Here is a 23,642-nt window from a genome sequence, read left to right on the forward strand (position 1 = left end):
CATGGTGGCGATCAAAGCGGCCGGCGCCGACGCCTTTGTAGCCCGGCCCGATCCGAACGTTTTCTGCTTTCTCGTTTACGGCCCCGATTCCGGCCTTGTCGCCGAGCGCGCCGCGCATCTCGCCAAATCCGCGGTCGACGATCCGAACGATGCCTTCTCGCTCGTCCGCATCGACGGCGACGATCTCGCCTCCGATCCCGAACGCCTTCTCGATGAAGCGCACACCGTTGCTTTGTTCGGCGGCAGACGCGCCATCTGGATCCGCGCCGGATCGCGGCCGATCCAGGCCGCCGTCGAAAAGCTTCTTGCCGGGCCCGCGCCGGATGCGCGGATCGTCGTCGAGGCCGGAAACTTGGGCAAGGGCGCGCCGCTCCGCACCATGTGCGAAAAGAGCCCGAAGGCCGCAGCGCTCCCGTGCTTTGCCGACAACGAAGCCGGCATCTCCAAACTCATCGACAAGGAGCTCGGCGAGGCCGGGCTGAAGATAGACCCCAATGCCAGGCAGGCGCTTCTGGCGCTACTCGGCGCCGACCGGATGGCGACGCGCCAGGAAATCGACAAGCTGGCTTTGTACGCACATGGCGAGGAGCGCGTGACACTCGCCCATGTCGATGCGGCCGTCGCCGATGTCTCGGCGGTGGCGCTCGACGATGCGGTGGATGCGGCTTTTGCCGGAAACACCGATGGGCTCGAGCGCGGACTTGCGGCCCTCGATGCCTCGGGCATTCCCGCTTCCGCTGCGCTTCTCGCGGCGCTGCGCCACGCGATCCAGCTGCACAAGGTCAGAGCGTCCGGCCAGGAGATCGAGCGCGCCTGGCCGCATCTGCATTTCAGGCGCAAGGGCCTTGTCGAGATGGCGCTGTCGCGCTTTTCGACGGCGCGGATGGATGCCGCCGTGCAGCGGCTGGCGCAGGCTGTTCTGGAAGGACGCCGCAGCGGTGCTTTAGGTGAAACAATCGCCCGGCGCGCGCTCGCCTCGATCGCGCTCGAAGCCAAGCGGCGCTAGCTCTTTCCGCTGAAATTACCGCGCGCGTTTCAGACGGCGGGCGATCTCGTCGAGCTGTTCGAGGCTCGAATAGCGGATGATGACCTGGCCGCCCGGACCTTTGTGCGCGACTTCGACATTGAGGCCGAGCGCGTCCGAGAGAATCTTTTCGAGAACCGTCGTGTCCTCATCCTTGCGGCCGGGCTTTTTGGCTTTCGCCGTGCCGCTCGACTGGCCGAGCGCTTCGGCATCGCGCACCGACAGACCGCCATCGATAATGCGCTTCGCGGCGCCCGAAGGATCGGGATTGTTGATCAGCGCACGCGCATGGCCGGCCGAGAGTTTGCCGTCGAGAACCGCGGCCTTCACATCGTCCGGCAGCTTCAACAGGCGCAGCGTGTTGGCAATATGGCTGCGGCTTTTGCCGATGATTTTCGCCAGCGCATCCTGCGTGTGACCGTAGGCCGAAATCAGCGCCTGATAGCCCGCAGCTTCTTCCACCGCGTTAAGATCGGAGCGCTGAACGTTTTCGACGATCGCAACTTCGAGCGCTTCCTTGTCGTCGATATCGAGCACGACGACCGGAACATCGTGAATACCGGCGCGCTGCGCAGCGCGCCAGCGGCGTTCGCCGGCGATGATCTCGAACACATTGTTTGCGCCCTGAACGGCACGCACGAGAATGGGCTGAAGCACGCCCTTTTCTTTGACCGAGGCGGACAGTTCCTGAAGATCGTCCTCGCCGAAGGTCTTGCGCGGGTTCTTCAGATTGGCGCGCAGGAACTCGATCGGGACGCGCTTCTGACCCTGCTTGGGCGATTGTGAGACCTGCTCATCTTCGCCGACATCGCCGATCAGGGCCGCAAGCCCACGTCCAAGCCGCGGCCGGGCCGCCTCATCTGCCATCACGTCACATCTCCCGAATTTCGCGTCACGCCGCGCGGAGCTTGCGCTCGCGCTGAATGATTTCGGACGCCAGTTTCAGATAGGCCTGGCTGCCCGAGCAATTGAGGTCATAGAGCAGGACCGGCTTGCCGTGGGACGGCGCTTCCGACACCCGCACATTGCGAGGAATGATCGTCTCGAAAACCTTGTCGCCCATATATTCGCGGACGTCAGCGACGACCTGGCCCGACAGATTGTTGCGGCCGTCGAACATGGTCAGCACGACGCCCTGGATCGTCAGATCCGGATTGAGCGTGTTGCGCACCTGCTCGATGGTGCGCAGCAGCTGCGACAGGCCTTCCAGCGCGAAGAACTCGCACTGCAGCGGCACGAGGATCGCCTGCGCCGCGGCCAGCGAATTGATGGTCAGAAGATTGAACGAAGGCGGGCAATCGACAAGTACATACGTGTAGGGCTCGCCGCCGTCTTCGGCCAGACCCTTCAGCGCCGCGCGCAAACGATAGGCGCGGTTCTTGTCGCCGGCGATTTCCATTTCGACGCCGAGAAGATCCATGGTCGAGGGGGCCACATCGAGCTGCGGCACCGCCGTCGGCATCGCGATCTCGCGGATCTGCGCCATGCCCACCATCACATGATAGGTCGAGAGCTTTCGGCTTTTCCGGTCGATGCCCATGCCGGTCGAGGCATTGCCCTGCGGATCGAGATCGACGATCAGCACTTTCTCGCCGATGGCGGCGAGCGCCGTTCCGAGATTGATGGCCGTGGTCGTCTTGCCGACGCCGCCCTTTTGGTTGGCGATTGCCAGAATACGCGGCGCCTTCACTATGTCGTTCATGTGCCTCATCCGCCCTTGAGGAGCATGGTTAGCGCGGCGTTACCTCGGAAACAACGGCTAGTCGTGCCGCCCCCTCGGTGCGACTCGGCACCAGCTCCAACGAAAGCGTCCAGCATTTAGTAGCTTCCGTCAATTCAGACTCTACATCTTGCCCTTTTGGAAAGATCCCGACCGTCCCCGCTTTCAACAGCGGATAGGCCAGGGCGATAAGTTTTTTCAGCGGCGCGAGCGCCCGGGCCGTTACGACGTCCGCCCCGTGCGGCCAACTTTCGAGCGCGGCCTCGACCCTGGCATTATGGATCGTCACCTCGACATTCATGGCGCGGGCGGCCTCGCGCAGGAACGCGCACTTCCTCTGATCGCTTTCGACGAGATGGACATGGGCGCCCTGGCGCTCGACCAGAACGGCCGCCAGGACAAGCCCCGGGAAGCCGCCGCCCGAACCGAGATCAACAAACACCCGCGCCGAGCGCGGGGCGATGTCGAGGATCTGAAGGCCGTCGGCGATATGGCGGACCCAGACCTCGTCGAGCGTTTTCGGCGCCACGAGATTGATGGTCTTCTGCCACTTCTGAAGATGGGTCACGAGCACGTCGAGCCGCGCCCATGTTTCACGTGAAACGTTCGGGAAGAGCGCCTGCGCTTTTGCCCGATCTGTTTGAGCTCCGCTCATGTCACGCGGCGCGGCGCGCATGCGCCACGAGAAGCGTCAACGCCGCCGGCGTCATGCCTTCGATGCGGCTTGCCTGGCCGATGGTTTTCGGGCGGACGGCTTCGAGCTTCAAACGCAGTTCCGATGACAGGCCGGAGATGGACGCGTAGTCGAGCGTGTCCGGCACGGCGCGATTTTCTTCGCGGCGGAAATTCTCGATGTCGGCCGTCTGCCGGTCGAGATAGACGGCATAGGTCGCATCGATTTCGACCTGTTCGGCGATGTTCGGCGCGAGCTCAGAGAACTGCGGCCAGATGTGCGCGAGATCGGTGACGGAAATTTCGGGACGCGAGAGAAGCTCGAAAGCCGTGCGGCGCACGCCGTCCTGATTGAGCTGCAGCCCGAAATTTTTTGCTTCGTTCGGCGTCAGCGAAACCGAGCGCGCAAGTTCGCGCGCCGCATCGAGCGCAGCACTTTTCGCGCGCCAGGCCGCGCTGCGTTCGGAGCCGACGACACCGAGCGAGATGCCTTTTTCGGTGAGTCGCTGATCGGCATTGTCGGCGCGCAGCGACAGCCGGTATTCGGCGCGCGAGGTGAACATGCGATAGGGCTCGGACACTCCACGTGTGACGAGATCGTCGACGAGAACGCCGAGATAGGCTTCGGACCGGTCGAACGTCGCGCCCTGCCCGCCGCCGGCAATGCGCGCCGCATTGAGACCGGCGAGCAAGCCTTGAGCCGCCGCTTCCTCATAGCCCGTCGTGCCGTTGATCTGCCCGGCGAAGAACAGCCCGCCGACGCGCTTGGTTTCGAGCGTCGGGTTCAGTTCGCGCGGATCGACATAGTCGTATTCGATGGCATAGCCCGGCCGCACGACACGGACCTTCTCAAGCCCCGGGATCGTCGCCAGAAGCGCGAGCTGCACCTCTTCGGCCAGCGAGGTCGAGATGCCGTTCGGATAGACGGTCGTGTCGTCGAGCCCTTCCGGCTCGAGGAAGATCTGATGGCTGTCGCGCTCGCCGAACCGCACCACCTTGTCCTCGATGGACGGGCAATAGCGCGGGCCGCGGCTGTCGATCTGGCCCGAATACATCGGCGAGCGGTGAATGTTCGCCTGGATGATTTTATGGGTCTCGGCCGTCGTCCGCGTGATGTGGCAGAGGACTTGGCGGTTCTCGATCTTCGCGGTCAGCGACGAGAACGGCTCGGGCACATCGTCGCCCGGCTGGGGTTCGAGCGCGGCGTAGTCGATGGTCGCGCCATCAAGGCGCGGCGGGGTGCCGGTCTTGAGGCGTCCGAGGGCGAACCCTTGCGCCTTCAAAGTGGCCGACAAACCCAGCGCGGGGGCCTCCCCGACCCGGCCGGCGGGCGTTTTGAATTCGCCAATATGGATGAGCCCGGACAGGAACGTGCCCGTGGTCAGCACCACAGCCCCGCAGGACAGCCTTCTGCCGTCCTTCAGGACGACCGCGGAGACCTTCCCCGCAGCGAGTTCGAGATCGTCGACCTCACCCTCCACGACCTCAAGGCCGGGCTGCTGGGAGATCGCCTCCTGCATGGCGGCGGCATAGAGCTTCCGGTCCGCCTGGGCGCGCGGCCCGCGGACGGCCGGCCCCTTGCGGCGGTTGAGAACCCGGAACTGAATTCCGCCCCGGTCCGCCACGCGGCCCATGAGCCCGTCCAGAGCATCGACCTCGCGGACGAGGTGGCCCTTGCCGAGACCGCCAATGGCGGGATTGCAGGACATGGCGCCGATCGTATCCCTGCGGTGCGTGACGAGCGCCGTCTTCGCCCCGGCGCGCGCGGCCGCCGCCGCGGCTTCGCAGCCGGCGTGCCCGCCTCCCACAACGATAACGTCGAACTGGTGTTTCACGTGAAACAGATCACTTGCCGATACAGAAGGAACCGAAGATCGCGTCGAGCAGATCCTCGACGTCGACGCGCCCTGAAATACGTCCGAGAGCCCGCGCGGACAAGCGGAGTTCTTCGGCCATGAGTTCCGGCGCGATGCCGGAGGCGGCGCGGGACAGATGCGCCTGCGCATCGACCAGGGACAGCCGGTGCCGCTCGCGGGTGATGAGCGCCGACTCTGCGGGCGCGAGTTCGCGCGCGAGCCAGTCGCCGAGCGCTTTCAAAAGCTGATCGACACCCTCGCCCGTCAGCGCCGAGATCGCGTAGTCCGCGCCGGATGAAGGCGCGACATCGATCTTGTTGCGCACCCGCCAGACCGGCGCGGCGATGTTGTGCGGCGGAGCGTCCGGAGCCGCCGCATCGTCGAACCAGAGAACGAGATCGGCATTGGACGCGCGCGCTTCCGCGCGGCGCAAGGCCTCCTGCTCTATTGGATCGTCCGTCGCGCGCAGGCCCGCCGTATCGATGAGCGTTGCCGGATAGCCGGAAAGATCGAGATGCACTTCGAGCATGTCGCGCGTCGTGCCGGCATGAGGCGAGACGATCGCGACATCGCGTTTGGCAACGCGATTGAGGAAGCTCGATTTGCCGGCATTCGGCGGACCGGCGATGACGATGACCGCGCCTTCGCGCAGACGCTCCCCCGATTGCTGCGCGAGGGTGTTTCCGATTTGCGCGGCGAGCGCACCTGCGATCTGTGCGGCGCGCGCAATCAGTCCGGCAGGCACATCGCCCTCGTCCGGAAAATCGATCTCCGCTTCCGACAGCGCCAGCGCTTCGATCAAACGCCCGCGCCATTCTTCTGCGGCGCGGCCTATGCCGCCGTCGAGACCACGCAGCGCCTGGCGTCTTTGTGCGGCGGTCTCTGCATCAATCAAATCCGCGAGCGCTTCCGTCTCGGCGAGATCCAGTTTCCCGTTCTCAAAAGCGCGGCGCGTGAACTCGCCAGGCTCCGCGAGCCTGAGGCCCGCCACGCGCGCCAGCGCATCGAGAAGTCCGGCAACGGAGGCGCGTCCGCCATGGATATGAAATTCGGCGATGTCTTCGCCGGTCACCGAACGCGGCGCTGCAAAAAGAAGAACAAGACCCTTGTCGATCAGCTCGCCGCTCGTCGGATGACGGATCTCTGCGAGTTCCGCTTTACGCTGTTCGGGCACGCGCGCGGTCAGCGCTTTCAGCGCCGCCATCGCCTGCGGTCCGGACACGCGCACGACCGCAACGCCGGCACGGCCCGGCGCGCTCGACAGCGCAAAAATTGTCTCGTCGGCTCGCATTTGTTTCACGTGAAACCATGTAGCGGGTAAAGACAAAGGCCGCTGCATTTTTCGGGGACATGATGACTAAGAACCGCCTGGCCGGAGAGACCAGCCCTTATCTGCGCCAGCACGCCGACAACCCCGTGCACTGGTGGCCGTGGTCTCCGGAAGCGCTGGAAGAAGCCAAGCGCAGCAACCGCCCGATCCTTCTCTCCGTGGGTTATGCCGCCTGTCATTGGTGCCATGTGATGGCGCATGAAAGCTTCGAGGACGAAGCGACGGCGGAGGTGATGAACGAGCTCTATGTGAACATCAAGGTCGACCGCGAAGAGCGGCCCGATGTCGATCAGGTCAACATGGCGGCGCTGCACGCGATGGGTCAGCAGGGCGGCTGGCCGCTTACAATGTTCCTGACGCCGGATGGAAAACCCTTCTTCGGCGGCACCTATTTTCCGAACAAGCCGCAATACGGACGCCCGAGCTTTGTCGATGTGCTGCGCGGCGTCGCGCAGACCTTCCGGGAAAGAGAGGGCGATGTCGCGACGAATGCGAATGTGATTGAGGCTCGCATTCGCCCTCAGCCGATCGAAGGCACGATCCAGCTGACGCGCCGGGACCTCGATTCCGTCTCAGCCCAGCTCGCCGGCGTGATGGATCCCGTGCATGGCGGACCGAAGGGCGCGCCGAAATTTCCGAACACGCCGCTGCTTGAATTTCTCTGGCGCGCCGGAGACCGCACGGGCGATCCGAAATTCCGGCAGATATTCCTGCACACGCTCGACCGCATCAGTCAGGGCGGTATGTACGACCATATCGGCGGCGGCTATGCGCGCTATAGCGTCGACGAGCTCTGGCTCGTCCCGCACTTCGAAAAAATGCTCTACGACAACGCCCAGATTCTTGAGCTTCTGGCGCTCGCTTTCCAGACCTCGGGCAGTGATCTTTTCCGCCGCAGAGCCGCGGAAACCGTAGCCTGGCTGGAGCGGGAGATGGTGCTCCCGGGCGGCGGATTTGCGTCCAGCCTGGACGCCGATTCGGAAGGCCATGAAGGCAAGTTCTATGTATGGACAAAGGCCGAGGTCGATAAGGCCCTCGGCGCCGAGGACGGGGCTTTTTTCGCCCGCGCCTATGACATCACACCGGACGGAAATTTCGAGGGCACATCGATCCCGAGCCGGCTGACGGCCGCGATCAACGACGCGGACGAGCCGCGTTTGGCGGCTCTCCGGGCGAAGCTTTTGGCCGCCCGCGCGGTCCGAATCCGCCCCGGACTGGACGACAAAATCCTCGCCGACTGGAACGGACTGATGATCGCGGCGCTCGTCCGAGCCGGCCTCACATTCTCAAAGCCGGACTGGGTGGCGCTCGCCGAGCGCGCCTTCGGCTTCATCATCGGGAACATGGAGCGGGGCGGACGGCTCGGTCACTCCTTCCGCGACGGGCGTCTCATCTTCCCCGGCTTTGCCTCCGACCTTGCTTCGATGGCCCGCGCCGCGACCGCTCTTTATGAGGGGACCGGTAAGGCCGGGTACCTCGCAAAGGCCGAAGCCTGGATCGCCGGGCTCGATGAAAATCATGATTCTCTCGAGGGCGCCTATTACCTGACCGCCAAGGATGGCGAGGCGCTCGCGGTGCGCCCCGGCGCCGACAAGGACGAGGCGGTGGCCTCGGCGACAGGCCTCGCGCTCGAGACCAAGTTCCGCCTCGCCGCCCTGACCGGCAAGGACGTTTATCGTGAAACAGCCGATGTGAGCATGGCTCGGATTTCAGTTGCGGCCGCCAAAAACGTCTTCGGACACCTCTCGGCGCTCAACGCTCTGGACACGCGACTGGCCGGTCTGGAGGTCCTAATCGTGGGCGATGGCGACGGACAACTGATCGCCGCGGCAAAAAAACTGCCCTTCATCGCCCGCACGGTGCGTTCGATCAAAGATGCGAGCGCCCTGCCCGATTCTCATCCGGCAAAAGCGCTCGCGGCGAGCTCTGGCGCGAAAGCTCTGGTGTGTGCGGGAGAAGTCTGCGGGCTTCCTGTAACTACACCGGAAGCTTTGTCGGACAGCGCGAATGCGCTCAGGCGCGGAACGGCCCAGGCCTAGGGCCAAAGCACTTTCGTCCAGGCCGCGACGAACTGTTCGGACTCGGCCCGGGACGTTGCGGTGTGGTCGGCGCTGATGCGGAATTTGACGAACTTGTTCTTCCATGAGGCCAGGCAGAGAAGACTGTCCGCGCCGAAGAACTGCCGCGACGGCGCCGTGATCTTATAGCTCGCGCACAGAAACTTTCCGGCGACGGTGAACTCGCGCCCGGCTTCGACCTTGTCGTAGCCGGCATTGTAGATGTCCTGCCGCGCCTGCTCGAAATTCTCGCGAAGGGTTTTCGATTTCAGCCCGGGCGGAATGGATGTCAGCCCGAGATCGTAGAGATAGACGGTGACCTTGGCGCCGGGCTTTTTATAGAAAAGCCCGTAGCCGAGGCCCGGGCTTTTCACCTCATAGTCCTGAACGCCGGCATAGGTCGCGCCGCCGACCGTCTCGGGAACCGTCAACCCGAAAAGCACCCGTCCTTCGCTGGCCTGGGAGACTGCGATCAGCGCGATCACACCCAGAACAGAAAGAACGACTCGCTGCATCAGGTGTTCATCGAGTCGAAGAAGTCCGAATTGGTTTTGGTCTGGCGCATCTTGTCCATGAGGAACTCGATGGCGTCGACCGTGCCCATCGGATTGAGGATGCGGCGCAGCACATACATCTTCTTGAGGATGTCGTTCGCAACCAGCAGCTCTTCCTTACGCGTACCCGAGCGGGTGATGTCCATCGCCGGGAAGACGCGCTTGTCGGAGACCTTGCGGTCGAGAATGAGCTCGGAGTTACCCGTGCCCTTGAACTCTTCGAAGATGACTTCGTCCATGCGCGAGCCGGTATCGATGAGGGCCGTCGCGATGATCGTCAGCGAGCCGCCTTCTTCGATGTTGCGCGCGGCGCCGAAGAAGCGCTTGGGGCGCTGCAGGGCGTTGGCGTCGACACCGCCGGTCAGAACCTTGCCGGACGACGGCACGACCGTGTTGTAGGCGCGGCCGAGACGCGTGATCGAGTCGAGCAGGATGACGACATCGCGTCCGTGTTCGACCAGGCGCTTGGCCTTTTCGATCACCATTTCAGCGACCTGGACGTGGCGCACCGCCGGTTCGTCGAAGGTCGAGGAAACGACCTCGCCCTTCACCGTGCGCTGCATGTCGGTGACTTCTTCCGGGCGTTCGTCGATGAGAAGAACGATCAGATAGCATTCCGGATGGTTCGCGGTGATGGACCGCGCGATGTTCTGCAGCAGCACGGTTTTGCCGGTGCGCGGTGGCGCGACGATGAGGCCGCGCTGGCCTTTGCCGATCGGCGAGACGATATCGATGATGCGGCCCGACGTGTCCTTGATCGTCGGATCGTCGATTTCCATGCGCAGCCGCTCATCGGGATAGAGCGGGGTGAGATTGTCGAAATGGACCTTGTGGCGCGCCGCCTCGGGGTCTTCAAAGTTCAGCGTGTTGACCTTCAGAAGGGCGAAATAGCGCTCGCCCTCTTTCGGACTGCGGATATGGCCTTCGACCGTATCGCCGGTGCGCAGCGAGAAACGGCGGATCTGCGAGGGCGAGACGTAGATGTCGTCGGGGCCCGGCAGATAGTTGGCGTCGGGAGAGCGCAGAAAGCCGAAGCCGTCCTGCAGAACTTCGACCACCCCGCCGCCGATGATTTCGACATCGCGCGCCGCATGCTGTTTCAGAATGGCGAAGAGAAGTTCCTGCTTGCGCAGGGTCGATGCGTTTTCGACCGCGAGTTCTTCTGCCAGCGCCAGCAATTCCTGCGGCGTCTTGTTCTTCAGGTCCTGGAGCCTGATCTCCATTGGGAGAGCCTTTTACGTATTGGGTTCGCCCGGAGGCGAAGGGAATGAAAGGGGAAATGTGCGCAGGCTGGCGGAGCGAAAGGGGCGCGTTTTACGGGCCCAACTCGCTAGACGCTTTGCTGTTCCAGTTAAGCTGGTACGTGGCGCCTGCGGGGGAGAGAATTGAGCTTTTACGGATTCGCAGGCCGCCCCGCAAGGGGTTTCAATCAGAAGGGCTTCACGACCACGAGAATGACGATGCCGATCAGGAGGATTGTCGGCACCTCGTTCACGATCCGGTAGAATCGGGCCGGGCGCGTGTTCTTGTCCGCGGCGAACCTTTTCACCGTGGCACCGCAGAAATGGTGAAAGCCGGTCATCAGAACGACGAGGAGCAGTTTGGCGTGCAGCCAGGGCTGGCTCCACGCATCCAGCTCATAAGCGAGCCACAGACCGAGAATCCATGTGGCTCCCGAGGCCGGTCCGCCGATCGCACGATACAGGCGCCTCTCCATGACCTTGAAGGTCTCGGAAGTCTCGGACCCGACCTTCGCGTCCGCGTGATAGACGAACAGCCGCGGCAGGTAGAACAGCACCGCCATCCAGGCGACGACGGCGATGATGTGGAAGGCCTTGAGCCACAGAAACAGCATGGAACCGTTCTAGGCCGATTCCCTCAGCCGCGCCACGAGCCGTTCGACATGGGCGATCGGCGTCTCCGGCTTGATGCCGTGGCCGAGATTGAAAATATGCGGCCGCCCCGCGAAGCCCTGTCTGATCCGGTCGATCTCGGCATCGAGCGCAGCGCCGCCCGCGATCAGCACAAGCGGGTCCAGATTGCCCTGGACCGGCCGCCCGCTCGGCAGTAGCGCATCGACACCCGCCGGGCTCTCCGCGGTGTCGAGACCGATGGCGGCCTCGGGGATGGCCCTGGCGACCGCCGCAAGCTTCGTTCCTGCCGCCCGCGGAAAGACGATGACCGGCGTACCCGGATGAAGCTTGTGCAGCCGTGAAACAATTTCCTTGAGCGGCGCGATGCACCAGCGCTGGAATTGCGCATCGGGAAGCTCGCCCGCCCAGCTGTCGAAAACCTGCACGGCCTCGGCGCCGGCAGAGATCTGCCCCGAGAGATGCTCGACGCTGGCATCGACAAGCCGGGCGATCAGCTGCCCGAAACCGTCGGGATCGCGCAGCGCCCACATCCGCGCCTCAGCGTGATCGGGAGAACTGCCGCCGGCAACCACATAGGTCGCGACGGTCCACGGCCCGCCGACAAAACCGATCAAGGTCGTTTCGCTCGGGAGAGCCGCACGGATCTTCCCGATCGCCTCATAGACCTTGCCGGTCCGCCCGGTGTCGAGACGGTCCGAGAGCTTCGGCAGCTCTGCGGCCGATGTCACGGTCTCGAGCTTCGGGCCCTCGCCCTCGAGGAAGTCGAGCTTCAGACCGAGCGCATGCGGGATGATGAGGATGTCCGAAAACAAAATCGCCGCATCGAAGCCGAACCGGCGGATGGGCTGCAGCGTTACCTCGGCGGCGAAGTCCGGCGTGTAGCAGAGGTCGAGGAAGGACCCGGCTTTGGCGCGAAGCTCCCGGTATTCGGGAAGGTAGCGGCCGGCCTGGCGCATGAGCCAGACCGGAGGGCTCGCAAGCCGCTCGCCGGCAAGGACGCGAAGGACAGGCTTGGAAGAGAAGGACAGCTCGTTAACCCTCTATTAACCAAGTTTACTTTTAGGTTCTGTTTTAGTGTGGGGGGTCATTAGCGGTGATCGCAGGCGGCCACAAGCTGCCCACAGATTGCCTCTCGGCGCGGGCGGACAAATCCGCCCCTCGTTCCAGAGAGCGTAGAGCGCTCCATCCCCGTTCTCCACATAGTGTCCTCTGGAACCGTCCCGGGCCGATCGCCTGTTGATCGATTTCGGGCTTACCCCCAGAGTGCCTAGCAGACGGTCGGGTTTCGCTCACCGGTCCACAGGTCTTCACAGCTCCTTGTATAACCCGCCGCCCCGGCCATGACCGATCTTGCCCATCCGCTCTGGATAGAGCCCTGGCCGCTTGTGCTCGCTTCGGCGAGTTCTTCGCGCGCCGGCATGCTGCGCGCGGCCGGCATCCCGCTTGAGATTGCCCCCGCGGATATCGATGAGCGGGCTATCGAGGATGAGCTGGGAGACGATGCCGGCCTGATCGCCGCGGAACTTGCGGCGGCAAAGGCTGTCGCAGTCAGCGCAAGATTTCCCAATCGCCTCGTGCTCGGCGCCGATCAGACTTTGACGGTCGGTTCGGAGCGGCTGCACAAACCGTCCGGTCTTGCTGATGCGCGCGCCCAACTTCTGAAGCTGCGCGACCGCGAGCATGTTCTGACGTCCGCAGCGGCGCTTGTTGTCGATGGCGCCGTGCTGGAAACCTTCATCAGCGCGGCGAAGCTTTATATGCGCCCCTTCACCGAAGAGTTTCTCGACCGCTATCTCGGCCAGGCTGGAGATGCGGTGATGACGAGCGTCGGCGGTTATCAGCTCGAAGGCGCGGGCGTTCATCTTTTCAATCGCGTTGAAGCCGATCATTTCACCGTGCTCGGACTTCCCTTGCTGCAAGTGCTTGCATCGTTGCGGGCGCGTGGAATGCTGCTCGAATGAAACACGCCTGCGTCATAGGCTGGCCGATCAAACATTCGCGCTCGCCGATCATCCATAATTACTGGTTGAAACAGCACGGGCTCGCCGGCGCATATGACAAGCGCGAAATCGCGCCGGACGGGCTGAACGATTTCGTTGCCGCAATCGGCCGTGAGATCGCCGGCTGCAATGTCACCGTCCCGCACAAGGAAAAGGCGCTCGAACTCGTCGACGATATCGATGAGACCGCGCGTGCTGTCGGTGCTGTCAATACAATCTGGGCGGACGCAAAAGGCGTCCACGGCGCCAATACCGATGTCGAAGGTTTTCTGTCGAACCTTGACCAGGCGGCGCCGGGCTGGGATCGCGCGCCGCTGAAGGCGGTCGTGCTCGGCGCCGGCGGTGCGGCACGGGCCGTTGTGTTCGGGCTCATTTCGCGCGGCGCGGCCGACATCGCAATTGTGAACCGCAGTTTCGAGCGTGCTGAAGAACTGATGAAGGATCTCGGCGGAAAAAGCCGCGCGGCGCATTTCGGCGAATTGCGCGCACTTTTGCCGGACGCAACGCTTTTGGTGAACGCCACGAGCCTTGGCATGCAGGGCAAGCCGCCGCTCGAGATTTCGCTCGATGGCCTCAATCCCAAGGCGCTCGTGACCGATCTTGTCTATGTGCCGCTGAAAACGCCGCTGCTCGAATCGGCGGAGGCGCGCGGCCATAAGACCGTCGATGGTCTCGGCATGCTGCTGCATCAGGCGGTGCCGGGTTTCGAAAAATGGTTCGGCGTCCGGCCGAAGGTCACTCCGGAACTGCGGCGTCTCGTCGAAGACGATATTGCGAGGACATCATGATCGTCCTCGGCCTCACGGGCTCTGTCGGCATGGGCAAGTCCACGGCCTCGAAACTCTTCAGCGATGAAGGCATTCCGGTCTACGACGCCGATGCTGCGGTGCACGCTCTTTATAAAGGAGCGGCCGTGCCGCTGATCGAAGCGGCGTTTCCGGGTACGACCCGCGACGGCGAAGTCGACAGGGCCGTTCTATCGCGCGTGGTGTTCGGCGATCCCGAATCGCTGAAGAAACTCGAAGAGATCGTCCATCCCCTGGTGCGCGAAATTGAGACGAGTTTTGTCGAGGCGGCACGCGCCGCCGGCGCGCCCCTCGTCGTGCTCGATATTCCGCTCCTTTTTGAAAATGGCGGCGAGCAGCGCTGCGATCTTGTTGCGGTCGTCTCGGCCCCGCCGGAGATCCAGCGCGAACGGGTGATGCGCCGCGGCGATATGAGCGAAGAGAAATTCGAGGCCATTCTCGCGCGCCAGGTTCCCGATGCGGAGAAGCGTGCGCGCGCCGATATCGTCATCGACACATCGGGTCCGATCGAAGATACGCGCCGGATGGTGAAAGATATTATTGCCAGATTCACAGCGCCTCCGGCTGCGTGATAAGTTCCACGCGAATCACCGGGACATTCATGCGCGAGATCATTTTCGACACCGAAACGACGGGCCTCGACCCGCTCAACGGCGACCGCGTCGTCGAGATCGGCTGCATCGAAACGGTCAACCTCATCGCGACCGGCAACACCTTCCACGTCTACATCAATCCCGAACGCGACATGCCGGAAGGCGCGTTCCGTGTGCATGGCCTCTCGGCGGAGTTTCTTGCCCAGCACAAGAAATTCGCGGAAATCGCCGATGAATTCGTCGCTTTTATCGGCGAGGATTCAAAACTCGTGGCGCATAACGGCACATTCGATATCGGCTTTTTGAACGCCGAGCTCGACCGTTGCGGCAAGCCCATTATCGCGCGCGAGCGCCTGATCGACACGCTCGTTCTCGCCCGCCGCCGTCACGGCTTTGCGTCGAACAAGCTCGATGATCTCTGCGCCCGCTACGGCATCGACAATTCGCGCCGCACCAAGCACGGCGCTCTCCTCGACGCCGAACTTCTCGCCGAGGTCTATGCGGAATTGATGGGCGGCCGTCAGGCGAGCTTCGGCTTGGCCGTTGCCGATGCGCCGCGCGCCCGCCGCGGCGAAGAGATTGCCATTGCCGTCCGCCCCGAGCCGTTGGCGCCGCGCCTGACATCGGAAGATGTCGAAGCGCATCGCAGCTTTATCGGCAATCTCGGTGAAGCGGCCCTGTGGTGGTCCTACGAACCGCAGACCGCCCCGGCCGAATAATCAGGCGGCCCAAAATTAAGCGGTCTGGCCGCTTTCGCGCGCCAGACGCTGGCGGTAGAGCGCCGCAAAATCGATCGGATCGATCATCAGCGGCGGGAAGCCGCCATTGCGCACGGCATCCGAAATCAGATGGCGGGCGAACGGGAAGAGCAGGCGCGGGCATTCGATCAGGATAAGCGGTGCGCGCTGCTCCTGCGGAACGCCGGCAATGCGGAAGACGCCGGCATAGACGATATCGACGCGGAACAGCGTCTTCGGCCCCTCGCCGGCCTGGCCCTCGATCTTCAGCTCGACCTCGACATCGTTATCGTTGAGGCCGCGGGCGTTCACATTGACCGAAATCTGGATGTCCGGGGCCTTGCCGCCCTGCGCGAGGGAGTTCGGCGCACCCGGATTTTCGAAGGAGAAGTCCTTCACATACTGGGCAAGGACGCCGAGAGACGGAACTTCGGGCTCCGCCTGCGCTGCCGCCGGCTTGCCGTCGCCATTCGTGCCCGTCTTTGCCATCGGTCTGAACTCCCCACTCGGCCGCAGCGGCGCGGCGGCGTCGGGCTAGCACGGGCTGCTTGCCGCCCGCAAGCGGAGCCCGGTTGGCGGCCCCGTTGGCTGAAGGCGGTCGATGCTTTACCCTTGCGCCCTGGGCCTTGTCGCAATCAGGTGGCGCAAGGCACACAATCGCCCATATAAGATGATCTGCCGCTTTGAGGCGGCACAAAGCGGCAAGTTCTCAGTTCGGGTGGTCATGAGCGACGTGTTCGACATCTACACCGTCATTTTCCTGGTTCTGGCGGTGTTTATCTTCCTGCGCCTGCGCAGCGTGCTAGGCACGCGGACGGGTCATGAGCGCCCGCCGATCGATCCCTATAGCCGCCAGGAGGCGCCAGCCGCGCCGAACGACAATGTCGTCGCCATGCCGCCGCGCACCGACAGCCCCTTCGACCAGCCGGTCCCGGCGGCCGAGCGCTGGAAGGGCACGTTCGAAGCGGGCAGCGATGCCGAAAAGGGCCTCGACGCCATCGCCTCGGTCGATCCGAGCTTCGATGCCAATGCTTTCCTTCAGGGCGCCAAGGCGGCCTATGAAATGATCGTCTCCGCCTTTGCCAATGGCGACACCAAGACGCTCAAGGGACTTCTAGCCAAGGAAGTCTATGAGAGTTTTGCGGCGACGATCGCCGACCGCGAGCGCCGCGGCGAGACGGTGCAATCGACCTTCGTCGCCATCGACCGCGCCACGATCCGCGACGCGGAGCTGCGCGGCGGCACCTCGGAGATCGAAGTGCGCTTTGCTTCCCAGCTCGTGACGGTGACGCGCGACAAGGACGGCGCGATCATCGACGGCAATCCCGACAAGGTCACCGAGCTGGTCGATATCTGGACCTTCGCCCGGGACGTGGCCTCGCGCGATCCGAACTGGAAGCTCGTCCGCACCGACGCCGCGTGAAGACAGAATTTCTCGCAAGCGTACTCATCGCGCTCATCAGCGCGATGCCGGCGCGTGCCGCACCGCCTCAGCCCGATCTGCAGCCCTTGATGTTCGACGCCTTGCGCGGCTGGGCGGCGGAAGATCATGCTGCCGCCTTCATCCCGTTTCGCTTGAGCTGCGTTCAGCTTGCCGCACGATCTCCGGCGGAGCGGCCCGGTGCGCCGGGATCGCCGGGCCTCGATGCGGCCTGCGGTGCAGCGCTTGCCCTTCCCGAGCGGCCCGACAAGAAAGCGGCGCGGAAATTCTTCGAGACCTGGTTCTCGCCGGCCTTGGTCACGCCGGACAAAAGCTCGTTCTTCACCGGCTATTACGAACCTGAATTTTCCGGCGCGTTGACGCCGAGCGAACGCTTTCCGACGCCGCTTCTCAAAATGCCCGACAAACTGCCCGATCCGGCGCCCGACCGCGCCGCCATCGAGGCGGGCCTTTTTGCGGGGCGCGGGCTTGAGCTTGTCTTTATGGATCCGATCGACGCCTTCTTCACCCATATTCAGGGCTCGGCGCGCATCCGGCTTCCCGACAGCAGCATGGTCCGCGTCAACTTTGCCGGCCGCAACGGCTATCCGTTCACGCCGGTCGGCCGCGCGCTCGTCGAAAAAAAGCTGCTGACGCGCGAGCAGGCGAACATGCAGTCGATCCGCGCTTGGCTGACGGACAATCCGAAGCTCGCGCCGCAGATGATGCAGGAAAACAAATCGTACATATTCTTCCGCTTCGACAATGGGCGGCCCGAAGCCGAAGGCCCGATCGGCGCGCAGCGCGTGCCGCTGACGGCCGGGCGCAGCATAGCGGTGGATGATTCGATATGGCCGTATGGACTTCCCGTCTGGGTCGACGCCATTCTGCCGGTGAGCAAAGGCGAGGCGCGCGTGCGCAGATTGATGATTGCGCAGGATACGGGGGCGGCCATCCGCGGTGCGGGCCGCGCCGATCTTTATATCGGCTCGGGCCCCGAGGCCGGCAAGATCGCCGGGCGTGTGCGCCATAACGGCCATTTCATCGTCTTCGTGCCGAAGGCCGGCCCGACGCAATGAGCGGCAGAAGGCGACGCGAGCTAAGTCCCGAAGAGCGGACGCTCTGGGAAAAGGTTGCGGAGACGATCAGCCCTCTGCCCGGACGCAAGAAGCTGAAACGGGCGGAAGCTCCGGCTGTCGAGGCGCCGGTGAAAAAGGCCAAGGCCCCGCCCGCCGCAAAGCCCGCCCGCCCGGCCATCGCCGCGCCGCCGCCCAAACCGAAAGCCCCGCCTCTTGCGCCGCTCGAGCCGAAACTCGCGCGCAATCTCAAGCGCGGCGGAGCGGTCGATGCCAGGTTCGACCTGCACGGCTACCGGCAGGACGAGGCGCATTCGAAGCTGCTGTGGTTTCTGAAGAGTCAGCGGACGCGCGGCGCCCGCGTCGTCCTCGTCATCACCGGCAAATCGGGCGTTCTCAACCGCATGGTGCCGATGTGGCTGGCGGAGCCGGATCTCCGCGAGACCGTCATCGGCTTCTCGCAGGCCTCATCGGCGCATGGAGGCGCGGGCGCATTGTATGTACGTTTGCGCCGCGAGCGCTAAAGACCGCCCCGTTAAAGATTGGACTGCCATTCGCGGATCGCATCGAGCGGCCAGAGCAGCATGACGATGTTGAGCGCAAGGTTGTCGCGGATCATATAGGCCGTGCCGATCTCAAAAATGACGGCCAGCGCAATCACCGACCAGACCGGCAATCGCGCCGCCATAAAGAAGCCGAGCGCCATCATCAGCGCATCCGACACCGAGTTCAGAATGCTGTCGCCAAAGTGGTCGAGCGAGATCGTCGCCGCGCGGTAGCGGTTGATGATCATGTCGGTGTTCTCGAGAATCTCCCAGGAGGCCTCGATGCCGAGCGCCAGAACAAGCCGCGGCCCGAGCGGCATGCGTGGGAAGAGAAAGCGCAGCAGCGCATAGAAAATGAATCCGTGAATGATGTGCGAGAAACTGTACCAGTCGGAAATGTGCTGTGAGTTCTCCGATGAGTTCACAACGCCGTGCCACAGCTTGACCGTGCCGCAGGTGCAGATCGGCACGCGGCCCATCCACCACAGGATTGCGGCCTGCAGGACGAGGACGCCGAGCGCGATGAGGGCCCAGCGCGGCGCGATGCGTATGTTTGCGGTCATGTGGCGGGAGACAGGTCGGGCGGCAGTTTTGTGCGCCATCCTTCCGGCACCGCGCGCAGAATGCGGCTGCGCAGAAAATTCCAGCCGGCGCTGAGAAGCAATACGAGCGCGCCGAGCGCCAGCAAAGTCAGCGGCGCCGCAATGCTGGAAAAGCCGGCCTCGCGGATCAGCGTGCCAAACGCGAAACCGGTATAGGAAAGGCCGGCGACAAGAATGGCGCGGCGGTTGACGAGAACCGCGACGCTCGCGAGCACGATAAAGACCGCGAGGATGGCAAAGGCCGTCGTGGATGTAAGCGTATCCGAGCTCATCATTCGCGACAGGACCGAGTGCACGATCAGGGGCGCGGCGAGGAGGTGAAGCCAGAAAGCAATGTCCGTACGCCGTGTCTGACGCAGCGGATCGACCATGTCGAAGCGCATGGCCGCAGCGAAGATGGCAACGCCGCATAGGAACAGAAGCGGCTGCAGCAAAATGACAAGAGAGCCGTCTCCGACCGCAAAGAGTATGCCGGCGAAGATGGCAACAAGTCCGGCCGCGCCGGCCGCGATCGTGATCGGCACATGAAAGCGTGCGTAGTGGAGAAGCGCTCCAAGGGCGGTCAGAGCCCCGCCCGCGATGAAGGCGATGCCGGTACTGGGATCGAACATCGATGTTTCGGTGTGAGGCGCAATCACGGATGTCGTCGCCAGGAAGATCGCTCCGCAAAAGGCAAGGAGAAGAAGGATGCTCGGCAGTGCCATGCGGCGGCGGCGGGTGAAGAATTCCGCCAGAAGCCAGCTCGCGGCCGCGACGGCGATCCAGCCGCCGGCATAAGGTTCGGCCAATAAGTTTCCGAAATAGCGAATGGCTGACAGGAACAGCACAAGGCCTATGGCGACGAACACATCGCCGAAGCCGGTGATGAAGCGCAGCTTCTCCTCGTCCGGCGCGTCGAGGCGGCTTGCCGCAAGCTCGGCCTCGATGGATTTGAGGCTCTCGGCCTGGACCCGGGTGATGATCCCCCGCGACAGGGCCTCAGTGACCGCCTTTTCGGAAATCATCGGACCCAACCCTCCCCGGCGGGCGGGAGTGTCCGCGAGGCAGGGATGCGCCGCAAGGGGCCAAAGAGTGCGCCTCCGATCTGGCATGCCAGCTCCCGCCCTGCTAAAGACCCGGCCAATCTCCTCAATTTGAGGGGTTTTTCATCTTTTCGTGCTGTTTAGGCGGGCTGTACCGCCTCAGGGAATGCGTAACATGACCCGCCGCGCCACCATCGCTCGCAAGACGAGCGAGACCGACATATCGGTAACCGTGAACCTCGACGGCCAAGGCCAGGCTAAGGTCTCGACCGGTATCGGCTTTTTCGATCACATGCTGGAGCTGCTCTCCCGCCATTCACTGATCGATCTCGAGGTGAAGGCCAAAGGCGACACCCATATCGACTTCCATCACACGACCGAGGATGTCGGCATCGCGCTCGGCCAGGCCGTCAAACAGGCCCTGGGCGACATGAAAGGCATCACCCGTTATGCCGATTGCGCCCTGCCCATGGACGAGACTCTGACCCGCGTCGCCATCGACGTGTCGGGCCGGCCGTTCCTGGTCTGGAAGACGGAGTTCCCGGCGCAGAAGGTCGGCGAGTTCGACACCGAGCTCGTGCGCGAATTCTTCCAGGGCTTTGCGACCCATGCGGCGGTGACGCTGCACGTGGAAACCCTATATGGCGCCAATGCCCATCACGTGGCTGAAAGCTGTTTCAAGGGTCTCGCCCGCGTGCTGCGGACGGCTCTTGCCGTCGATCCCCGTACGGCGGATCGTGTGCCCTCCACCAAAGGCAGCCTCGGCGGCTGAACCGGTCTATGCGTTTGTGGACGGTCTATGAGCCGCGCCATCCGGCAAATGCCGGAGAGCGCGCCGACAAGACGCTTTTCATCAAGGACGGCTTTTCCTGGCCGGGCCTTTTCTTCTCGCTGTTCTGGCTTCTGATCCAGAGGCTGTGGCTCGGCGCGGCGGTCTTCGTCGTGCTCGCCATGGCTGCCGCGCTCGTCGGCTCGCTCCTGCCGCTCAGCGACAATGCCGGCATGCTGCTGTCGCTGCTCGTCAATCTTTGGGTCGGGTTCGACGGCAACGACATGCGCCGCCGCAAGCTTTTGAAGAAAGGCTATGCGCAGGCGGGCAGCGTTCTCGCCAAGACGCAGGCCGAGGCGGAAGAGATTTTCTTTGCCAGCCGCAGCGCGCCGGATGATGAGCCGGTGGTGCACGCGCCGCCGCGCAGAACAAACTTCTCGGCCAGCGATGACGCGCTCGGTTTCTTCCCGAGGCCCTCCCCCAGATCTGGCGGCGTCTCGTGAGCGTCGCTCTTGTCGATTACGGCGCCGGCAATCTCCGCTCGGCCGCGAAAGCCATTGAGGTCGCGGGCGGCAAGGTCGAGATCACCTCCGATCCCGAGCGTGTGCTGGCGGCTGATAGAATTGTTCTCCCCGGCGACGGCGCCTTTCCCGATTGCCGCAGAGGACTTGCCGCGGTCGATGGTCTCGATGAGGCGCTGACGGAGGCCGTGCGCAAAAAGGGCAAACCCTTTTTCGGAATTTGCATAGGGATGCAGCTTCTGGCCACCGAAGGCCTCGAGCATGAAGGCGCCAAAGGGCTCGACTGGATTTCCGGCAAGGTCGTGCGCATCGCGCCGAAGGACAAAGCGCTGAAGGTCCCGCATATGGGCTGGAACACGCTCGTCTCGCAGAAGAGCCATGCTCTGCTCGACGGCATCCCGCTCGGGCCGCAGGGCTTGCACGCCTTTTTCCTGCACGCCTTTCATTTTGTGCCGCAAAGCCAGGACGATGTGCTGGCGGTCGCCGATTATGGCGGCCCCGTCACGGCCATGGTCGCGCGCGGCAATATCGCCGGAACGCAGTTCCATCCCGAAAAGAGCCAGCGCCTCGGCCTTGCTCTGATCGCCAATTTCCTGAAATGGACGCCATGATCCTTTATCCGGCGATCGATCTGAAAAGCGGCGAGGTCGTGCGTCTGCGCCAGGGCGACATGGCGCAGGCGACCGTCTACGGCACCGATCCCGCGGCCACGGCCAAGGGCTTCCAGGATGCGGGCTTTGCCTGGATCCATGTCGTCGATCTCGACGGCGCCTTTGCCGGCCAGACCGTCAATCTGCAGGCGGTCGAAGCCGTGCTCGATTGCGTGAACATCCCCGTCCAGCTCGGCGGCGGCATTCGCAACATGCAGGGTGTCGAAGGCTGGCTGAAGCGCGGCATCTCGCGCGTCATTTTAGGCACCGCCGCGGTCCGCGATCCCGATTTCGTCAAGCGCGCGGCAAAGGAATTTCCGGGCAAGGTTGCCGTCGGCATCGACGCCAAAGGCGGACGCGTCGCCGTCGAGGGCTGGGCGGAAGTCTCCGATCTCGCCTCGCTCGATCTTGCGAAGCGCTTTGAAGACGCCGGCATCGCCGCCATCATCTATACGGACATCGGCCGCGACGGCCTCTTGAAGGGCCTCGATTTCGACGGTACGCGAACACTTGCTGAAGCTGTGTCCATACCCGTCATCGCCTCGGGCGGCCTCGCCGGCATCGAAGATGTAAAGACACTTCTGAAACCGAAAAACCGCGCCATTGCCGGCGCTATCACCGGCCGCGCGCTTTATGATGGGCGTCTCGACCCGCTTGAGGCCGTGGCGTTGACGCGGAGTGTCGCGCAATGAGCCTGAAAATCCGCATCATTCCGTGCCTCGATGTGAAAGACGGCCGCGTCGTCAAAGGCGTGCAATTTCTTGACCTGGTGGACGCCGGAGATCCGGTCGAAAGCGCGAAAGCCTATGATGCGGCGGGCGCCGACGAGCTCTGCTTTCTCGACATCACCGCGAGCCATGAAGAGCGCGCGATCCTGCTCGATGTCGTCGCCCGTACCGCCGAGAACTGCTTCATGCCCGTCACCGTCGGCGGCGGTGTACGTACGGTCGAGGATGTGCGCAATCTGATGCTCGCCGGCGCCGACAAAGTGTCGATCAATTCGGCCGCTGTCGCCGACCGTTCGATCGTCGGCCGTTCGGCGGACAAATTCGGCGCCCAGGCCATCGTCGTCGCGGTCGATGCCAAAAAGGTCGCGGACGGCAAATGGGAGATCTTCACCCATGGCGGCCGCAGGCCCACCGGGCTCGACGCAATCGAGTATGCACGGGAAGTTGCAGCGCTCGGCGCCGGCGAAATTCTTCTGACCTCGATGGATCGCGACGGCACCAAGGATGGTTATGACCTCGCGCTGACCCGGGCGGTCGCGGACGCGGTCCCGGTGCCGGTCGTTGCCTCCGGCGGGGTCGGTGCGCTGGATCATTTTGTGTCGGGCGTCCGCGAGGGCCACGCCTCGGCGGTGCTGGCCGCCAGCGTTTTCCATTTCGGCACCTTTTCCGTCCAGGATGTGAAGGACCATATGGCGAAAGCCGGCCTTGCCGTCCGGCGCGATCCGGGCCGGAGCTAAGGGGATAGCCATGGCTAAGTGGGAAATGGGTTTCGATCTCTCCGCGCTGGAAGCCCTCGTCAATGAGCGGGCCACGGCCGATCCTGCGTCATCCTATACCCGCCAGCTTCTGGACTCAGGGGTAGAGAAGTGTGCAAAAAAGCTGGGCGAGGAGGCAGTTGAGGCGGCTCTCGCGGCGGTCATGGACGACCGTGAGGGGCTCACCAAGGAATCGGCCGATGTGCTGTTCCATCTGCTCGTCGTGCTCAAAGCGCGCGGCATTCCCCTTGCAGATGTCTATGCCGAGCTGAAATCGCGCCAGGCCCAATCGGGTCTTGCCGAAAAAGCGGCACGACGTGGGTAGGGGGTA

27 protein-coding genes are annotated in these 23,642 nt (G+C 63.6%); 15 read left to right on the forward strand and 12 right to left on the reverse strand.

Annotated features, from left to right (window positions below):
* The first annotated feature begins 1 nt into the window (after position 1).
* A complete protein-coding gene (holA, locus tag IZ6_RS00200; RefSeq protein ID WP_222876034.1) occupies positions 2-1,006 on the forward strand; it encodes a DNA polymerase III subunit delta in 1,005 nt (334 codons plus the stop codon).
* Between the two features lie 15 nt (positions 1,007-1,021).
* On the opposite strand, the gene IZ6_RS00205 is transcribed toward holA, so the two are convergent.
* The 5 genes from IZ6_RS00205 to mnmE are packed head-to-tail and all read right to left on the reverse strand — an operon-like array spanning position 1,022 to position 6,563.
* Positions 1,022-1,891: a ParB/RepB/Spo0J family partition protein gene (locus IZ6_RS00205; RefSeq protein ID WP_222876035.1), complete on the reverse strand. Its 870-nt coding sequence runs from the start codon at positions 1,889-1,891 to the stop codon at positions 1,022-1,024.
* Positions 1,892-1,916: 25 nt separating this feature from the next.
* Positions 1,917-2,726, reverse strand: a complete 810-nt coding sequence (locus tag IZ6_RS00210) for a ParA family protein (protein WP_222876036.1) — start codon at positions 2,724-2,726, stop codon at positions 1,917-1,919.
* A gap of 28 nt (positions 2,727-2,754) precedes the next feature.
* Positions 2,755-3,399 carry a 16S rRNA (guanine(527)-N(7))-methyltransferase RsmG gene (gene rsmG, locus IZ6_RS00215; protein WP_222877482.1) on the reverse strand — a complete coding sequence of 215 codons (645 nt, stop codon included), beginning with the start codon at positions 3,397-3,399 and terminating at the stop codon, positions 2,755-2,757.
* 1 nt (position 3,400) lies between these two features.
* Positions 3,401-5,251 carry a tRNA uridine-5-carboxymethylaminomethyl(34) synthesis enzyme MnmG gene (gene mnmG / locus IZ6_RS00220; protein ID WP_222876037.1) on the reverse strand — a complete coding sequence of 617 codons (1,851 nt, stop codon included), beginning with the start codon at positions 5,249-5,251 and terminating at the stop codon, positions 3,401-3,403.
* A gap of 10 nt (positions 5,252-5,261) precedes the next feature.
* Complete coding sequence (mnmE, locus tag IZ6_RS00225) at positions 5,262-6,563, reverse strand: tRNA uridine-5-carboxymethylaminomethyl(34) synthesis GTPase MnmE (RefSeq protein ID WP_222876038.1); 1,302 nt, start codon at positions 6,561-6,563, stop codon at positions 5,262-5,264.
* Between the two features lie 59 nt (positions 6,564-6,622).
* On the opposite strand from mnmE, the gene IZ6_RS00230 reads away from it, so the two are divergent.
* Positions 6,623-8,641, forward strand: coding sequence for a thioredoxin domain-containing protein (locus IZ6_RS00230; protein WP_338054675.1), 2,019 nt, complete (start codon positions 6,623-6,625; stop codon positions 8,639-8,641).
* On the opposite strand, the gene IZ6_RS00235 is transcribed toward IZ6_RS00230, so the two are convergent.
* The 4 genes from IZ6_RS00235 to hemE all read right to left on the reverse strand — a co-directional run bounded on the left by IZ6_RS00235 (position 8,638) and on the right by hemE (position 12,043).
* The gene (locus IZ6_RS00235; protein WP_222876039.1) at positions 8,638-9,174 is read right to left on the reverse strand and encodes a hypothetical protein; all 537 of its coding nucleotides are present in this window, start codon (positions 9,172-9,174) and stop codon (positions 8,638-8,640) included. The genes IZ6_RS00230 and IZ6_RS00235 overlap by 4 nt on opposite strands.
* Entirely contained in the window at positions 9,174-10,436 is a 1,263-nt protein-coding gene (gene rho / locus IZ6_RS00240; protein WP_222876040.1) for a transcription termination factor Rho, read from the reverse strand. Before rho ends, IZ6_RS00235 begins: the two co-directional genes overlap by 1 nt.
* Before the next feature lie 206 nt (positions 10,437-10,642).
* Positions 10,643-11,068: a protoporphyrinogen oxidase HemJ gene (gene hemJ, locus IZ6_RS00245; protein ID WP_222876041.1), complete on the reverse strand. Its 426-nt coding sequence runs from the start codon at positions 11,066-11,068 to the stop codon at positions 10,643-10,645.
* A 9-nt stretch (positions 11,069-11,077) separates the two neighbouring features.
* Positions 11,078-12,043, reverse strand: a complete 966-nt coding sequence (gene hemE / locus IZ6_RS00250) for a uroporphyrinogen decarboxylase (protein WP_420825562.1) — start codon at positions 12,041-12,043, stop codon at positions 11,078-11,080.
* Positions 12,044-12,427: 384 nt separating this feature from the next.
* Here hemE and IZ6_RS00255 point away from each other — a divergent pair, with 384 nt between their 5' ends.
* From IZ6_RS00255 to dnaQ, 4 genes are read left to right on the forward strand one after another with little or no spacing between them, the layout of a single operon-like run.
* Entirely contained in the window at positions 12,428-13,048 is a 621-nt protein-coding gene (locus tag IZ6_RS00255) for a Maf family protein (RefSeq protein ID WP_222876042.1), read from the forward strand.
* The gene (locus tag IZ6_RS00260) at positions 13,045-13,875 is read left to right on the forward strand and encodes a shikimate dehydrogenase (protein ID WP_222876043.1); all 831 of its coding nucleotides are present in this window, start codon (positions 13,045-13,047) and stop codon (positions 13,873-13,875) included. The genes IZ6_RS00255 and IZ6_RS00260 overlap by 4 nt, the downstream gene beginning before the upstream one ends.
* Positions 13,872-14,465, forward strand: a complete 594-nt coding sequence (gene coaE, locus IZ6_RS00265; RefSeq protein ID WP_222876044.1) for a dephospho-CoA kinase — start codon at positions 13,872-13,874, stop codon at positions 14,463-14,465. The genes IZ6_RS00260 and coaE overlap by 4 nt, the downstream gene beginning before the upstream one ends.
* A 29-nt stretch (positions 14,466-14,494) precedes the next feature.
* Positions 14,495-15,205, forward strand: coding sequence for a DNA polymerase III subunit epsilon (dnaQ, locus tag IZ6_RS00270; protein WP_222876045.1), 711 nt, complete (start codon positions 14,495-14,497; stop codon positions 15,203-15,205).
* A gap of 15 nt (positions 15,206-15,220) precedes the next feature.
* Here the strand turns inward: dnaQ and secB are convergent, their stop codons facing one another.
* Complete coding sequence (secB, locus tag IZ6_RS00275; protein ID WP_222876046.1) at positions 15,221-15,712, reverse strand: protein-export chaperone SecB; 492 nt, start codon at positions 15,710-15,712, stop codon at positions 15,221-15,223.
* Between the two features lie 235 nt (positions 15,713-15,947).
* On the opposite strand from secB, the gene IZ6_RS00280 reads away from it, so the two are divergent.
* From IZ6_RS00280 to IZ6_RS00290, 3 genes are read left to right on the forward strand one after another with little or no spacing between them, the layout of a single operon-like run.
* Positions 15,948-16,646, forward strand: a complete 699-nt coding sequence (locus IZ6_RS00280; RefSeq protein ID WP_222876047.1) for a Tim44/TimA family putative adaptor protein — start codon at positions 15,948-15,950, stop codon at positions 16,644-16,646.
* A complete protein-coding gene (mltA, locus tag IZ6_RS00285) occupies positions 16,643-17,722 on the forward strand; it encodes a murein transglycosylase A (protein ID WP_225873947.1) in 1,080 nt (359 codons plus the stop codon). Before IZ6_RS00280 ends, mltA begins: the two co-directional genes overlap by 4 nt.
* The gene (locus tag IZ6_RS00290) at positions 17,719-18,243 is read left to right on the forward strand and encodes a Smr/MutS family protein (RefSeq protein WP_222876048.1); all 525 of its coding nucleotides are present in this window, start codon (positions 17,719-17,721) and stop codon (positions 18,241-18,243) included. The genes mltA and IZ6_RS00290 overlap by 4 nt, the downstream gene beginning before the upstream one ends.
* An 11-nt stretch (positions 18,244-18,254) precedes the next feature.
* Here the strand turns inward: IZ6_RS00290 and IZ6_RS00295 are convergent, their stop codons facing one another.
* A complete protein-coding gene (locus IZ6_RS00295) occupies positions 18,255-18,866 on the reverse strand; it encodes a DUF2585 domain-containing protein (protein ID WP_222876049.1) in 612 nt (203 codons plus the stop codon).
* Positions 18,824-19,870, reverse strand: a complete 1,047-nt coding sequence (locus tag IZ6_RS00300) for a hypothetical protein (protein WP_222876050.1) — start codon at positions 19,868-19,870, stop codon at positions 18,824-18,826. Before IZ6_RS00300 ends, IZ6_RS00295 begins: the two co-directional genes overlap by 43 nt.
* A 193-nt stretch (positions 19,871-20,063) precedes the next feature.
* On the opposite strand from IZ6_RS00300, the gene hisB reads away from it, so the two are divergent.
* Genes hisB through IZ6_RS00330 form a run of 6 tightly spaced genes read left to right on the forward strand, consistent with a single transcriptional unit; the run spans position 20,064 to position 23,636 of the window.
* Positions 20,064-20,660: an imidazoleglycerol-phosphate dehydratase HisB gene (gene hisB, locus IZ6_RS00305; protein ID WP_222876051.1), complete on the forward strand. Its 597-nt coding sequence runs from the start codon at positions 20,064-20,066 to the stop codon at positions 20,658-20,660.
* Positions 20,661-20,668: 8 nt separating this feature from the next.
* Positions 20,669-21,160, forward strand: coding sequence for a DUF2628 domain-containing protein (locus IZ6_RS00310; protein ID WP_222876052.1), 492 nt, complete (start codon positions 20,669-20,671; stop codon positions 21,158-21,160).
* Positions 21,157-21,789, forward strand: coding sequence for an imidazole glycerol phosphate synthase subunit HisH (hisH, locus tag IZ6_RS00315; RefSeq protein WP_222876053.1), 633 nt, complete (start codon positions 21,157-21,159; stop codon positions 21,787-21,789). Before IZ6_RS00310 ends, hisH begins: the two co-directional genes overlap by 4 nt.
* Complete coding sequence (hisA, locus tag IZ6_RS00320; protein WP_222876054.1) at positions 21,777-22,520, forward strand: 1-(5-phosphoribosyl)-5-[(5-phosphoribosylamino)methylideneamino]imidazole-4-carboxamide isomerase; 744 nt, start codon at positions 21,777-21,779, stop codon at positions 22,518-22,520. The genes hisH and hisA overlap by 13 nt, the downstream gene beginning before the upstream one ends.
* Positions 22,517-23,293 (forward strand): imidazole glycerol phosphate synthase subunit HisF, encoded by a 777-nt coding sequence (gene hisF, locus IZ6_RS00325; protein ID WP_222876055.1) that lies wholly within the window; start codon positions 22,517-22,519, stop codon positions 23,291-23,293. Before hisA ends, hisF begins: the two co-directional genes overlap by 4 nt.
* A gap of 10 nt (positions 23,294-23,303) precedes the next feature.
* Positions 23,304-23,636 (forward strand): phosphoribosyl-ATP diphosphatase, encoded by a 333-nt coding sequence (locus IZ6_RS00330; RefSeq protein WP_225873948.1) that lies wholly within the window; start codon positions 23,304-23,306, stop codon positions 23,634-23,636.
* Positions 23,637-23,642 lie beyond the last annotated feature (6 nt).

The sequence above is a fragment of the Terrihabitans soli genome, from assembly GCF_014191545.1.
Lineage (GTDB): Bacteria > Pseudomonadota > Alphaproteobacteria > Rhizobiales > Methylopilaceae > Flaviflagellibacter > Flaviflagellibacter soli.